Here is a 13,646-nt window from a genome sequence, read left to right as displayed (position 1 = left end):
GATGCATGGCGACACCGCGCCCTTCGACAATAACGACCTCAGGATGGCGCTGAAACTCGCCATCGACCGCGAGGCGATGCTGAATACCGTTCTTGGCGGCTACGGCACGCTCGGCAACGATTATCCGGTGAACGATGCCTATGCGCTGGCGCCGACCGATATTCCCCAGCGCGCCTACGATCCGGAAGAGGCGGCGCACTACTTCAAGAAATCCGGCCATGAAGGCACGGTCCTGTTGCGCACCTCCGATGCCGCCTTCACCGGCGCGGTCGATGCTTCCGTGCTGTTCCAGGCGAATGCCAAGGAAGCTGGCATCGACATCCAGCTCCAGCGCGAGCCGGCCGATGGATACTGGTCGAATGTGTGGAACAAGAAGCCGTTCTGCGCCTCCTATTGGGGCGGCCGGGCGACGCAGGATATCCGCTACACCACGACCCAGCTTTCGACGTCGACGTGGAACGATACCCGTTTCAAGGACCCCGAATTCGACAAGATGCTGCTCGAGGCCCGCGCCGAGACCGATCAGGACAAGCGCCGCGCGCTCTACCGCGAGATGGCGATCATGGTGCGCGACAATAGCGGCCTCATCCTGCCGGTCTTCAACAATTACCTCAATGCCCGCTCGGTGAAGATGCAGGGCTGGATCGACGATGTCGGCAACGACCTGTCCAACGGACAGATCGCCAGCCGCGTCTGGCTCGTCTCCTGATCCGAAGAAAAGAGGAAGCCGCGGGATCACGCCGCGGCTTTCACACCCCCATGACAGAAACGCAACCAACACCAGCCGCCCCTGTTGGCGCGCCGCCGCCCGGCCCCATCGTCGTCCTGCGCGCGCGCTTTCCCATGGCAAGCCGCATCGGCGAGCGGATCATCCTCGGCATCGGCCTGCTTCTCGCCAGTTCGATCCTGATTTTCGCCGGGATCGAAATCCTGCCCGGCGATTTCGCCGAGACCTATCTCGGCCAGGCTGCAACACCGCAGGCGATCGCCAATCTGCGCGCCGAATTCGGCCTCGACCAGCCACTCGTGAGCCGCTATTTCGACTGGCTCGTCGGCATATTGCATGGCGATTTCGGAACGTCCTGGGCGAGCGGCCAGTCCGTCAGCGGCCAGATTGCCGACAGGCTCGGCAATTCGCTGCTTCTGGCGGGTGCTGCGGCGGTCATCGCCGTTCCGCTTGCCGTCGGCCTCGGCCTTCTCGCCGTGCTTTATCGCGACCGTCTGGTCGACCGGCTGATCAACCTTGTCTCGCTTGCCGCCGTGTCGCTGCCGGAATTCTTCGTCGCCTATCTGCTGATCATGGTGTTCGTGGTCCAGCATCCGGTCGCGGCGTTTCCGGCCACGGTCTATGACAGCATGAGCCTTTGGGAGAAGCTTCAAACCATCATCCTGCCGGTGGCGACGCTGGTTCTGGTGGTGCTCGCGCACATGATGCGGATGACGCGGGCCGCGATCATCAACGTCATGGCGTCGGCCTATATGGAGACCGCCGAGCTCAAGGGCATCGGCGCGATGCGGGCGATCGTGAAGCACGCAGCCCCCAATGCGCTGGCGCCGATCATCAATGTCGTCGCGCTCAACCTCGCCTATCTGATCGTCGGCGTGGTCGTGGTCGAAGTGGTCTTCGTCTATCCGGGCATGGGGCAATATATGGTGGATGCGGTGACGGTGCGCGACCTGCCGGTGGTGCAGGGCTGCGGGCTGGTCTTTGCCGCGATCTACATTCTCCTGAACATGACCGCCGACATTCTGTCGATTCTCGTCAACCCGCGTCTGAGGCATCCGCGATGAATATCCGTTCCGTTTCGCTGACGGCGTGGATCGGCATGGCCGGCATCGCCATTGCCCTCATCGCCGCAGCCTTCGCTCCCTGGCTTGCGCCCTACGGCGAGAACCAGGTTGTCGGCACGCCCTGGGAACCGGCGAGCGCGGCCTTTCCGCTCGGCCTCGACAATCTCGGCCGGGACCTCTTGTCGCGCATGATCTACGGCGCGCGCATGACGCTGTTCGTGTCATTCTGCGCCACCCTTCTTGCCTTCTCGCTGGGGGTCATTCTGAGCTTCGTGGCCGCCGTCACGCGCGGGATCGTCGATATGGGCCTGTCGCGGCTCAACGACCTGATGATGTCGATCCCGACGCTGATCTTCGCGCTGATCGTGCTGGCGGCGCTGCCGCAGAATCTGGCGGTGCTGATCGGCGTCATGGCGGTGCTCGATTCCACCCGCGTCTTCCGCCTCGGCCGGGCGCTGGCGCTCGATATCGCGGTGATGGACTTCGTCGAGGCGGCGCGGCTGCGCGGCGAGAAGACGCTGTGGATCGTGTTCCGCGAAATCCTGCCCAACGCAATGACGCCGTTGCTTGCCGAATTCGGCCTGCGGCTCGCCTTCGCCGTTCTGTTCATTTCGACCCTGTCGTTTCTCGGGCTCGGCATCCAGCCGCCGACGGCCGATTGGGGCGGCATGGTCAAGGACAACAAGGACGGCATCATCTTCGGCGTGTCGGCGGCGCTGGTACCGGGGGCTGCGATTGCCGCGCTCACCATCTCCATCAATCTCGTCGTCGACTGGCTGCTGAAACGCACGTCCAGCCTGAAAGGAGGCCGCGGTGGCTGAGCTTCATACACCGGACGAAACCCCTCTGCTTCAGGTCCGCAACCTGCAGATCGGCGCCATGGCCTATCCGCCGGGCGAACGTCCGCATCCGATCGAAATCGTCAAGGGCGTGAGCTTCACGCTCGAACGCGGCAAGGTGCTCGGGCTGATCGGGGAATCGGGGGCCGGCAAATCCACCATCGGGCTTTCGCCGCTGGCCTATGGGCGCGGCGGCGTCACGATTACCGGCGGCGAGGTGCTGCTGGATGGCGTCGATATCCTGAAGCTCGGCAAATCCGGCACGCGGGCGCTGCGTGGCGCGCGGGTCTGTTACGTCTCGCAATCGGCGGCGGCCTCGTTCAATCCCGCCCACAAGCTCGGCGATCAGGTGATCGAGGCGACGGTGCGCCACGGGCTGATGAGCCGTAGCGAAGCCCGCCAAAGGGCCGCTGAACTGTTCGACATCCTCGGCCTGCCGGACCCGGACAGTTTCGGCAACCGCTATCCCCATCAGGTCTCCGGCGGGCAGTTGCAGCGGGCGATGACGGCGATGGCGCTCTGCAGCCATCCGGAACTGATCGTCTTCGACGAGCCGACCACGGCACTGGACGTCACCACCCAGATCGACGTGCTGGCCGCGATCAAGACCGCGATCGAAAAAACCGGAACCGCCGCGCTCTACATCACCCATGACCTCGCGGTCGTGGCGCAGGTGGCCGACGACATCATGGTGCTGCGCAATGGCGAGACCGTGGAATATGGCAGCGTTAAAAAGATCATCGAAAACCCGGATGCCGAATACACCCGCGAGCTGGTAAACGTCCGCGCGATCCGGCACGAGGAAGCCGCTGACCAGTCCGACCGCTTCTTCGAGATGACCAACATCTCGGCCTCCTACGGCACCATGCCGGTGCTGTTCGATGTGTCGCTGCATGTTCCCAGAGGGCAGACGCTTGCCATTGTCGGCGAATCCGGTTCGGGCAAATCGACGCTCGCGCGGGTGGCGACGGGCCTTCTGCCGCCGACCGCCGGCAGCGTGCGCTTTGGCGGGCAGGACCTGCCGCCGGCGCTGAAGAGCCGCAGCCGCGAGGAGCTGCGCCGGCTTCAGCTGATCTACCAAATGGCCGATACCGCCATGAACCCGCGCCAGACCGTCGGCGGGATCATCGGCAGGGCGGTGACCTTCTACGAGGGCTTGCGCGGTTCCGCGCGCCGCGGCCGCGTCAATGAGCTGCTCGAACAGATCGAAATGGGCAGCGGCTATTACGATCGCTATCCCGCAGAGCTTTCCGGCGGACAGAAACAGCGCGTGGCGATTGCCCGTGCGCTTGCCGCCCGGCCGGAGCTGATCATCTGCGACGAACCGACCTCGGCGCTCGATCCGCTGGTGGCCGACGGGATTTTGAAACTGCTGCTGCAGCTTCAGAAGGAAGAGCAGCTTTCCTACATCTTCATCACCCACGACATCGCCATTGTCCGGGCGATTGCCGACAGCGTGGCGGTGATGCATCAGGGCAAGCTCGTCCGCTTCGGTCCCAAGGCGGAGGCGCTGTCCCCGCCCTTCGACGACTATACCGATCTGCTGCTGAAATCCGTGCCCGAAATGAAGATCGGCTGGCTGGAAGACGTGCTCGCCAGCCGCAGGACGGTGAGCGCCGGCAACTGACATTCCGGCCGGGCCGCCCCTTCGGCCCGCGCCCTTCCCGACAGAACCCGAATACGAAAAGGTCAAAACCATGGCGAAACAAGGTTTCACGACGTCCGAGGACCAGTGGATCACGCTCAAGGACGGCACCCGCCTGGCAACGCGAATCTGGATGCCGGACGGCGCGGCAGACAAGCCGGTGCCCACCGTGCTGGAATATCTGCCCTACCGAAAACGCGGCGGAACCGACCCACGCGACGAATCCACCTATCCGGTCTTTGCCGCCGCCGGCATTGCCGGCGTCCGCGTCGATATCCGCGGCTCGGGCGAATCCGAAGGCGTCATCGACGGCGAATATACTCCGCGCGAACTCTCCGACGCCTGCGAAATCCTCGAATGGATCGCCGCACAGCCCTGGTCGAACGGCAATGTCGGGATGATGGGCATTTCCTGGGGCGGCTTCAACTGCCTGCAGGTGGCCGCGCTGAAACCGCCGCAGCTGAAGGCCGTGATCTCGATCGCCTCCACCGTCGACCGCTACAATGACGACATCCACTACAAGAACGGCACGCATCTCTCCGCCCAGCTCTCCTGGGCGGGCACCATGCTCGCCTATCAGTCGCGCACGCCGGATATCGATCTGGTCGGCGACCGGTGGAAGGCGATGTGGCTGGAGCGGCTGGAAGGCCAGCCCTTCTTCATGGAGGAATGGCTCGCCCACCAGCGCCGCGACGATTTCTGGAAACACGGCTCGATCTGCGAGGATTTCGACGGCTTTCCCGTTCCCGCGCTGGTGATTGCCGGCTGGGCGGACGGCTATCGCAACACGCCGTTGAAGGCGATCGAGGGCCTCGGCGACAGGGGAAAGGCGATTGTCGGCCCGTGGATCCACAAATACCCGCATTTCGCATGGCCGAAGCCGCGCATGGACTTTCACGCCGAGGCCATCGCCTGGTGGAAACGCTGGCTGGACGATGAAACCAACGGCGCGGAAGACCTGCCGCAGATGCGCGCCTATATTCTCGACGGACCGCGCCCGGCGCTGAGGCGCGAACGTGACCCCGGCTATTGGATCGTCAAGCAGTCTTGGGAAGCGCCAGAGATTGACACCCTCACGGTCGCCGCCGACGGAATGCTGAACGCGACCGGCGCCAGCGAAGGCACGGGCGACATCTATCTGCGCTCGCCGCTCGACACCGGAACCAGCGGCGGCGAATGGTTCACGCTGAAGCCCGACGCGGAAATCGCCGGCGATCAGCGTAGCGACAATGGTGGTTCGCTCACTTTCGAAACCGCGCCGCTGGCCGAAGAGGCCGTCTATCTCGGCACGCCGGAACTTAACGTCGAGGTCGCCTGCGAGGGCGACTGGGAAAACCTCGCGGTCCGGATCATTGATGTCCATCCAGATGGCACGGAAACCCGCGCCTGCTACGGCGTCCTGAATCTCGCCCATCGCGACGGCAACGAGACTCCAGCCAAAATGCCCAAGGGCGAGAAGACGCGCATCACCATGCGGCTCGACGCCATGGGTTACCGCTTCGCGCCCGGCCATCGCATCAAGCTTGCGCTTTCGACAAGCTACTGGCCGACCATCCTGCCCTCGCCCGAGGCACCGGGCGTCACGATCGATACGGCCAGCATCCGCCTTGCCTTGCCACTTCTGGGCGATCACGAGCGCATTACCGTCGCCGAGCCGGAAAACCTAAATCCGCTGCCGCAGTATGAAATGCGGTCACCGGAGGAGACCCGGCGCTCGGTCGAAAAAGATCTGGTCACCGGCCTGACCCATTACCGCATCTACGAGGACACCGGGCTGGAAGTGCATCCGCAAAACGGATTGCGCACCCAGGAAATCCGCAATGAGGACTGGTCGATCGGCCCCAACGACCCGCTGTCGATGGCGGGCGATATCGACTGGAATATCCGGATCGAGCGCGACGGCTGGTCGGTCTCGACCAAAACCACCACGACAATGCGCTGCACCGAAAAAGACTGGATCATCGCGGCAAGCGTGACAGCCTTCGAAGGCGACCGCGAAATCTTCGCGAAGGCGTTCGAACAGCGCGTCCCCCGCGATTTCATGTGAACCGCCGCGACGGCGGCCACTGCAAAACGGCTCCCCCAAAAGGGAGCCGTTGTCGGAGCGCGCTCTGGAGCATTTCGCAGTCAGGTAGTTCCACCTGACGTCCGCGAAAATGCGCCAAAACAAAGAAATAGAGCGCCGATCTGATCCAATCAGATCGAAATGCGCTCTAGTCAAACACCTCGGCGAGGTCGGCGTATCCGACGCCTTCCTTGATTTCGCGCAGCCGTGCATAGGCCACTGAAACCGCAATCGAAATCAGGGCCGTGGCGACGCCGTTGATGAGGCCGAGCACGATCGCGACGAGGAGCATCGGGATCGGCAGCAGGCCCGCCGCGAGCGCGACCAGGAACGTGATGACGAAGATGATGATGTAGGCGACCACGACAAAGCCGATGATCGGCCACCGGTATTCCTTCGTCAGTTGACGACTGCGCGCAAGGGCGCCGAAACCCATGCCCTCGATCATCACGACGGGGACGCATACGGCCCAGGCGCCGGCGAGCCAAAGTCCCGGAACGATGAACAGCATAAAGGCGATGGCAACGCCGAAGGACGCGACAAGCGTGACGAGAATGAGCGCCGGCAGCCGGCGGATCACGGCCTTCAGATACGCCTCCAGCCGGACCGGGCGGCCCGATTTCGTGTCATAGGCGGCCAGAACCATCATGCCGGTCATGATGGAATAAAGCAGCATCGGCAGTATCGCCGAAACGAGTATGATGATGAAGACAGACGGCGTCGCCTGACCCGACGCGAACGGGTCGGCCTCAAACCCGGTGCCCAGACCCGTGGCATAGGAGGCGAGCTCAACGAGAATTCCGGGAACTGCGGACAGGATGACAAAGGTCATGAAACGTTGGCGCAAAACGGAGAATGTTTCCCCAATCCGCTCGTTCACGCCAAAGGCGGGCCTGGCGGCCGGGGCGTCGGTGGATGTCATGTTTGGCTTGCTCCTTCAGATTCGTCAAAACCTGGTGCTGACTAACCGATGAGACGAAAAAGTCCATGGTTTCAATGGAAAATGCCGTCAGTCGGCACCCGAATGTTCGCTTCCATAGTGTTTGTCGGCGCGCGCGTCGCCGAACAGTTTCTTCTGTTCGAGATATCCCCGCTGGGCGATGTAGAACGCCTGCAGGAAGGCTTCTTCCTCATGCGGCGCGATGGTCTCGTCATAGCCGATCTTGCGGCGGATTCGCATGGCCACATCGGAAAGCCGCGGACGGTTGATCTCGTTTCTCTCGCCACGCAGCAGCTTCTCCAGAACCTGCAGCTCATAGGCGCCGTAAAGGTCCATCTGCGCCGGCGTGAAGACGAAACGCTCGGCCGATGGCGGCGCGGGCGCGCTGGCCAGATCGGGCAGAAGCGCCGCAGTGGGCGCTGCGATCACGGCCGTGCCGGCGATCAGGTCGCCGATGCGCTGGCTCTGGGCGGTGAATGCCGGAAAGGCGACCACAACGATCAGCCACACCAGCGCCAACAACGGAACAAGCAGATTATCGGGGGTTGCGCCGAGCAGGAGAAGGATCGGCGTGAAGATTTCGATTTCCTTGAGTAGATTGCGCACCACGATCTGATGCACCGAAAGGCCGCCGCCCTTTACGGAGACCGCGCGGATGCCCAGCAGCCTCTTGCCCGGCGTGCGCCCGTTGGCGAGCAGTTCCGCGAGGATATAATAGGGCGTCCCGATGAACAGAAAGATCAGCGATGCGATTGCCGTGGCGGTCGCAAAATCCACCGATCCGATCAGCCCCACCGCCACCAGCAACAGCAGGCTGGCGCCTACAGTGATGATGATGTCGATGATCTGCGCGCCGGCGCGCGCGAACAGGCTGGCGATCCTGAGATCGAACGGCACGCCTTCGGGCGGCACGATCGTCAGCAGCCGGCCGCCCGCTTTCGCCTTCTCGCTGCGTCCGCCTTTGACAGTTCCGGGCTTTATCGTGGCTGTTTCGGCGCTCATGATGCTGCCTCCGTTGCCACAGCCCGGGTGTTGCCGGTCTGCCGCCCGGCACCCAGCAGCCAGATAAACCAGAGCGCGCCGATGCTCCAGCCGATCGCGATCCGCCACGTCGGGGCTGTCACGAGCTGCCTGGCGAAGCCTTCCAGCAGCCCGGCGGCCACCAGCATCAGGGCGGCAAGCACGGCCAGCTTGACCGCATCATGCGCGGCATCGGCGAGCGCGGCCTTGCGCGTTTTCTCGCCCGGAAACAGAACCGCGCGTCCCAGTCGAAAGCCGCCCGCCGTCGCGATGGCGATGGCCGAAAGTTCGGTCACGCCATGGATCGAAAGCCAGGCGAACAGGTCCAGTCCCAGTCCCTTGTCCGCATAGATCGCGCCGAGAGCGCCTATGACGCTGCCATTGTAGAGCATCAGCAGCGCGCTCGGCACGCAGGCGAGAATGCCGAGAACGAAGGAGAAGATGGCAACCCTTGTATTGTGCGAAAACAGATAGGTCGCGAAGGCGCCGAGTTCTTCGATCGCGCCCGGTTCGCTGTCGTAAATCACCCGGCGCAGCGCATCGGCGCTGGCCTGCGGTCCGCGCCCGGCCGCCAGCCCTTCCGGCACAAAGGCATAGAACCAGGTCGGGTCCGTTCGCGTCAGCGCGAACGCGGCCACGCCGCCCAGAACCATCAGGACGAAGGCGAGTACGAGTTCGATGCCCGAACGGCGAAAGGCCAGCGGCGCGCCCTGGTGGAAGAAGCGGGAGACCACGCCGCGAATGCTGGCGCGCGGCGCATAGACCACCAGATAGGCCCGTGCGCACAGGCTCTCCAGATAGGCGACAATCGCGCTGTCGAGCGAGATCTCGCGCGCCACCGAAAGCGCGTTCACCGCCTGCCTGTAAAGCGTCACCAGATCGCGGGCATCCTCGAAGGCGAGGCTTTTCACGCCCCGCCGTTCCGCCTGGTCCAGAATGGCCTGCAGCCGCAGCCAGTCGCTTTCGCGTTCCAGGCGAAAACGGCTTGAACGGATCGTTTCGCCGGATGTTTTCATATCAGCTCCCGGGAGCGGATGGAGAGGTAGGTCGAGATCAGTTCCGGTCTCAGCCCGCCCGGCGCGGTTTCGATGACGAAGATGCCAAGCCGGGAAAGACTATTCAGCACCCGCCGGCGCTCCCGCTCGAGATCGGCGGCGGCCGCCACCTCGGAGACCATGGCGAGGCTGTTCACCGACTTGTGGTGATAGGCCGCAAGCAGCGGATCGCGCAGGCTGACGAAGACGACCACATGATGCCGGTTCAGCATGTGCACGTTTTCAATCAGCAGCTCCGCCGTCGTGGTATCGACGAAGTCGGAGAACACGACAACCAGGCTGCGCCGGGACAGGCGCTGGTGCAGATGGCTGAGCGCCAGCGTGTGGTTGGTCTCCACCAGCCGGTAGTCCAGCGCCGCCGTGTGCGAGCGCAGCTGCGCGAAGGCGCGCCGGCCCTCCATCGGCGGCACGAACAGGCGCGGCCTTGCGTCAAAGGCGAACAGCCCGACCCTGTCGCCGCTCTGGATGCCGGCCCAGGCAAGCGCCAGCGATGCGTTGATCATGTGGTCGATCTTGGCGAGCCCGTCGATCGGCTCGCGCATCAGATGCCCGTTGTCGAGCGCCAGCACGATCGCGTGGTTGCGCTCCGCCTGCATCTGGCGCGCCACCAGCCCGCCATGGCGGGCGCTCCTTTTGTAGTCGATCATCCGGGTATCCATCCCGGCCACGAATTCGCGGAGCTGATGAAACTCCGAGCCTTCGCCATGAATGCTGGCCGCCTTGGCGCCAAACTCCGTCGTGGCGAGCTGCGTGTCGATCGCGCCCGAGGTGATCGCGCGGATGCTCGGAACGACGGAGATCTCCCGGTCGAGCGGATGATTGGCGATGAGGTCAAGAAGGCCGAGACGGCTCCTGCGCAGCGTCGAGACGGACGCGATCCGCCACTTTCCCCGTTTCAGCGCGCGGGCGGGAAGATCAGCGGCGGCGATATGCGCACCCGTGGGTATGAGCCTGAAATCCCCCGGACCGGACAACCCTTCCGGCCAGCGCAGACGACCGGCGGTTGGCGCGACCGCGCGACCGCCATCCCTGTGCTTCAGCCGCAATGCAACGATCCCTTCCTCGCCCGAAAAGATCTCGGCAGGCGCGCCGATTTCCATGGTGAAATGACGCGCGCCCGGGCTGAGAGCCCAGTCCGCGATGACGGCAGCGCCGAGCAGCAACCATGCGCCGGCAACGATCTCGACTTGAGCCGCGGGCGTGGCCAGAACCGCGACCGTCAAGACCGCCAGAGCGCAGGCCAGAGCGAGGAGCAGGACGGAGGGACGCATCAGCGGGGCGCTTCGGTTCTGTCGAGTATGCCCTCCAGCACCGCCTTCGGCGTGCGGCCCTCGATCTCGGCGGCCGGCCCCAGAACGATGCGATGGCGCATGACCGGAACGAACAGGCCCTTGACGTCATCGGGCAGCGCATAGTCGCGTCCGTCGAGCGCCGCGCGGGCGCGGACCGCGCCGCAGAGCGCATCCGCCGCGCGCGTCGACACGCCATGCGCGATATCGCCATCCTCTCGGGTCGCCCGTGCCAGCGCCAGAACGTAACGCAGGATCGTCTCGTCCAGGCGGATGTCGTCGATCAGCGCCTGTCCGGCGCGGATTTCCTCAAGGCCGGCCACGGGCTTGATCGCCGCCTGTCGCGCATGCGCATCGAGCCCCTGATTGGCGTGGCGCTTGAGGATTTCGAACTCCGCCGCCTCATCCGGGTGATCGATGACCAGCTTGAACAGAAACCGGTCGAGCTGCGCTTCCGGCAGGGGATAGGTGCCCTGCTGCTCGATCGGGTTCTGGGTCGCGACCACGAAGAAGACGTCGCCGACGGAATGGTCCACGCCGTCAATGGTCGCCTGGCGCTCGCTCATCACCTGCAGGAGGGCGGCCTGCGTTTTCGGCGGCGCGCGGTTGATCTCGTCGGTCAGCAGGATATCGGTGAAGATCGGCCCCTTGATCAGTTCGAAGCGCCGGGCATCGAAGTCGAAAATGTTCGAGCCGGTCACATCCCCCGGCATCAGATCCGGCGTGAACTGGATGCGCTTGAAATCGAGGGTCAGCGATGCGGCGAGGCTGCGCGCCAGCAGGGTCTTGGCCGTACCGGGTGGCCCCTCCAGCAGGCAGTGGCCGCGCGCGAACAGCGAAATCAGCAGGAGTTCGACAATCGCCTCCTGCCCCTGAACCGCCTTTTCAATCTCACCGGTCAGCCGGTCGCGAAGGTCGCGAAGCGTGTCCAAATGCATCGAGGGTCTCCTGAAATGCTTCTTCAAAGGGAATGAGCGCCGCAAGGCGCTGATGGGTGTCGGGGCCGTCTCCGGCCAGCTGGCCATAGGCGTCCGCCAGACGCTGGCCGGTTTCGGGAACGCGGTGTCTGACGCGGCGGATGATCTCGGAGGCGATCGCGTCCGCGGCCATCGGTCGGCGCGCGGCGCCAAGCACGATGCCGTCCAGCGTCTCCATGCGGGCCCGGATATAGGCCGAAACGATATCGCTCTGGCTGCCCGCAAGCCGCAACAGCCGCGCCGAGGCCGCGATGGTGCGCGCCTTGGAGGCCATGTCGGGGCCATTCGCTTCGCCGACCGGCGCGCCGAAACGGCGGCTTCCGCGCCAGAGCGCGAGCCCGGAGGCGATGACGATACCGATCCAGAACAGCGAGAACGGGTATTCGAAGAACCGGCCGAGGTCGGCGAGCGAGCGCGTCCGGGGATCCTGCCCGCTTGTATCGGTGATGTTGGCGTAGGTGGTGGTATCGATATAGACCGGACGGCCCGCGGCAAGCGGCGCGATCATTGCTACCGCGATATCCGCGTTGTCGCCATTGGCGAGCCCGTGATTGTCCACCAGATCGGGGTCGGATAGCAGGTAGAAGCTGCTGCTCTCGCCCCAGAGATCATCGCAGCGGGCAAGCAGCGTGCCCCTGCCGGCAAGGGTGAGTATGGGCATGCAGGCATCGACGACGATATCGCTGAGCACGCGCGGCGCATAAAGCGCCGCCTCGCCCGCAAGCATTTCGTCTGTCTGCTCGTTCGTGACGGGCGCTTGCACAAAGCCTTCGCCGGCCGCCGCGACCGTGGGACCGCGCCAGAGGCCGAAGATCGTCAACTGTCCGGGCGGAATAAGCACGTCGGGATCGGCGGTGCCGCTGGTGATCATGTCGCTGCGCCACTTGGGCAGGATCACAAGCGTGTCCGCGCTTTCGATCTTGGACCGGAATGCCGCGAGCGAGAGATTTCGAAGCGTCGCGCGCGGGCTTCCTGCCTCTAGTTCCTCGGTTTCCCGACGTCCTACCGTCAGATCGGTATCGTAGAGCGGCAGAATACGCAGGATCGGCGTCTTTTGCCCGACGATCTCCTCCGGCGCGGTCTTTTCAACCGCGATGCCCTGGTCCTGCAGCCAGATCGCGAGCCCGTCCGTGCCGATGGCGCTGCGCTCGATGCGGCTCGAAGAGGATGATAGGAACATCAGCGCGAGCCCGGCGATCACAACCCCTGCCAGGATGACGAGGGGGAAAGAATTGCCGGACACGCCGTCCTGCGCTCGCTCGCTCATGGCCTGGTCCTCCTGAGGAAAGGCGCCGCAAGGTCGAGGCAATGCTGATACTGCGCGGGCTCGATCGGGTGGCCGCCGAAAACGACGCGCTCGACCTCTGAGGCCAGCGTCTCAAGCGCGTCCCGCTGCGCGAACCCGCCGGGCAGGCGCTGCATGATTTCCCGTGTGGTCAGGCTGCGCTTGACCGGAATGCTGTTTTCCTCAGCCGCAAGCGCGAGAAAACGCCGAAGCACGGTTCTCAAGCCTTCGCGGTGATCCGGTTCGCCGCGCAGCCGCTCGATAAGGTCGTGGTCGATCGTGGATGGCGCCGGCTGTTCTGGTCGCGGCGCGGCGGAAAAGGCTCGCCCGCCATTGGAGCCGGCAAGTTCCGCAAACGTGTTGCGGGAGCGGTAGGCAAGAACCGCCAGAGCCAGCACCAGAAACGCGATCAGCGCCCAGCCGGCCGATTTGCCGATGTCGAAATTGCCATTCTCCGGCCTGTCGGGAAGCGCGGGAGCCTCCTTCTCACCGGAACTGTAGCTTATGCCGGTCTGCAGACCCTTGCCCTCGACCGCTTCGAGATAGGCCTCGCCCGAGGGGCCGCGGGGCGGATCGAGCGGACGGTCGGTCACCTCCGTACAACCGACCGCAAGACTTGCGACGACCAGCAACAAAGCCGCATAAATGGCTGACAATATGCGGCTTTCCGGCTTCATCGAATCTGTCCCCGAGAACATCCGTCCGGCTTTAGCACGTGTGCGGGGCGGCTTCAAACGCGT

The 13,646-nt window shown here is 64.3% G+C and carries 12 protein-coding genes; 5 read left to right on the top strand and 7 right to left on the bottom strand.

The features are described from left to right. The 5 genes from B4E36_RS02360 to B4E36_RS02340 all read left to right on the top strand — a co-directional run. Positions 1-709 (top strand): ABC transporter substrate-binding protein (locus tag B4E36_RS02360; RefSeq protein ID WP_345899931.1); only part of this gene is annotated, 709 nt, incomplete at its 5' end. A gap of 50 nt (positions 710-759) precedes the next feature. Then, positions 760-1,791 carry an ABC transporter permease gene (locus tag B4E36_RS02355; RefSeq protein WP_414673712.1) on the top strand — a complete coding sequence of 344 codons (1,032 nt, stop codon included), beginning with the start codon at positions 760-762 and terminating at the stop codon, positions 1,789-1,791. Then, entirely contained in the window at positions 1,788-2,612 is an 825-nt protein-coding gene (locus B4E36_RS02350) for an ABC transporter permease (RefSeq protein ID WP_292053993.1), read from the top strand. Before B4E36_RS02355 ends, B4E36_RS02350 begins: the two co-directional genes overlap by 4 nt. Before the next feature lie 58 nt (positions 2,613-2,670). Further along, positions 2,671-4,257, top strand: coding sequence for an ABC transporter ATP-binding protein (locus B4E36_RS02345; RefSeq protein ID WP_292054210.1), 1,587 nt, complete (start codon positions 2,671-2,673; stop codon positions 4,255-4,257). A gap of 70 nt (positions 4,258-4,327) precedes the next feature. After that, positions 4,328-6,322, top strand: coding sequence for a CocE/NonD family hydrolase (locus B4E36_RS02340; protein WP_292053991.1), 1,995 nt, complete (start codon positions 4,328-4,330; stop codon positions 6,320-6,322). 166 nt (positions 6,323-6,488) lie between these two features. Here B4E36_RS02340 and B4E36_RS02335 read toward each other — a convergent pair whose 3' ends face one another. From B4E36_RS02335 to B4E36_RS02305, 7 genes are all read right to left on the bottom strand, one after another. Beyond that, the gene (locus tag B4E36_RS02335; RefSeq protein ID WP_292057913.1) at positions 6,489-7,262 is read right to left on the bottom strand and encodes a hypothetical protein; all 774 of its coding nucleotides are present in this window, start codon (positions 7,260-7,262) and stop codon (positions 6,489-6,491) included. Positions 7,263-7,349: 87 nt separating this feature from the next. Then, positions 7,350-8,282, bottom strand: a complete 933-nt coding sequence (locus B4E36_RS02330; RefSeq protein WP_345899930.1) for an RDD family protein — start codon at positions 8,280-8,282, stop codon at positions 7,350-7,352. Beyond that, the gene (locus tag B4E36_RS02325) at positions 8,279-9,316 is read right to left on the bottom strand and encodes a stage II sporulation protein M (RefSeq protein ID WP_292057909.1); all 1,038 of its coding nucleotides are present in this window, start codon (positions 9,314-9,316) and stop codon (positions 8,279-8,281) included. The genes B4E36_RS02330 and B4E36_RS02325 overlap by 4 nt, the downstream gene beginning before the upstream one ends. Further along, positions 9,313-10,626, bottom strand: coding sequence for a DUF58 domain-containing protein (locus B4E36_RS02320; RefSeq protein WP_292057907.1), 1,314 nt, complete (start codon positions 10,624-10,626; stop codon positions 9,313-9,315). Before B4E36_RS02320 ends, B4E36_RS02325 begins: the two co-directional genes overlap by 4 nt. Beyond that, the gene (locus tag B4E36_RS02315) at positions 10,626-11,582 is read right to left on the bottom strand and encodes a MoxR family ATPase (RefSeq protein ID WP_345899929.1); all 957 of its coding nucleotides are present in this window, start codon (positions 11,580-11,582) and stop codon (positions 10,626-10,628) included. Before B4E36_RS02315 ends, B4E36_RS02320 begins: the two co-directional genes overlap by 1 nt. Next, positions 11,536-12,888 carry a hypothetical protein gene (locus B4E36_RS02310; protein ID WP_345899928.1) on the bottom strand — a complete coding sequence of 451 codons (1,353 nt, stop codon included), beginning with the start codon at positions 12,886-12,888 and terminating at the stop codon, positions 11,536-11,538. The genes B4E36_RS02315 and B4E36_RS02310 overlap by 47 nt, the downstream gene beginning before the upstream one ends. Continuing rightward, positions 12,885-13,562: a DUF4129 domain-containing protein gene (locus B4E36_RS02305; RefSeq protein WP_292057903.1), complete on the bottom strand. Its 678-nt coding sequence runs from the start codon at positions 13,560-13,562 to the stop codon at positions 12,885-12,887. The genes B4E36_RS02310 and B4E36_RS02305 overlap by 4 nt, the downstream gene beginning before the upstream one ends. Between the last annotated feature and the right edge of the window lie 84 nt (positions 13,563-13,646).

The sequence above is a fragment of the Martelella sp. UBA3392 genome, assembly GCF_002358775.1.
GTDB classification, from domain to species: domain Bacteria; phylum Pseudomonadota; class Alphaproteobacteria; order Rhizobiales; family Rhizobiaceae; genus Martelella; species Martelella mediterranea.
The sequence above is the reverse complement of the archived record's forward strand: the minus strand, read 5'-3'. Positions and strand labels throughout refer to the sequence as shown.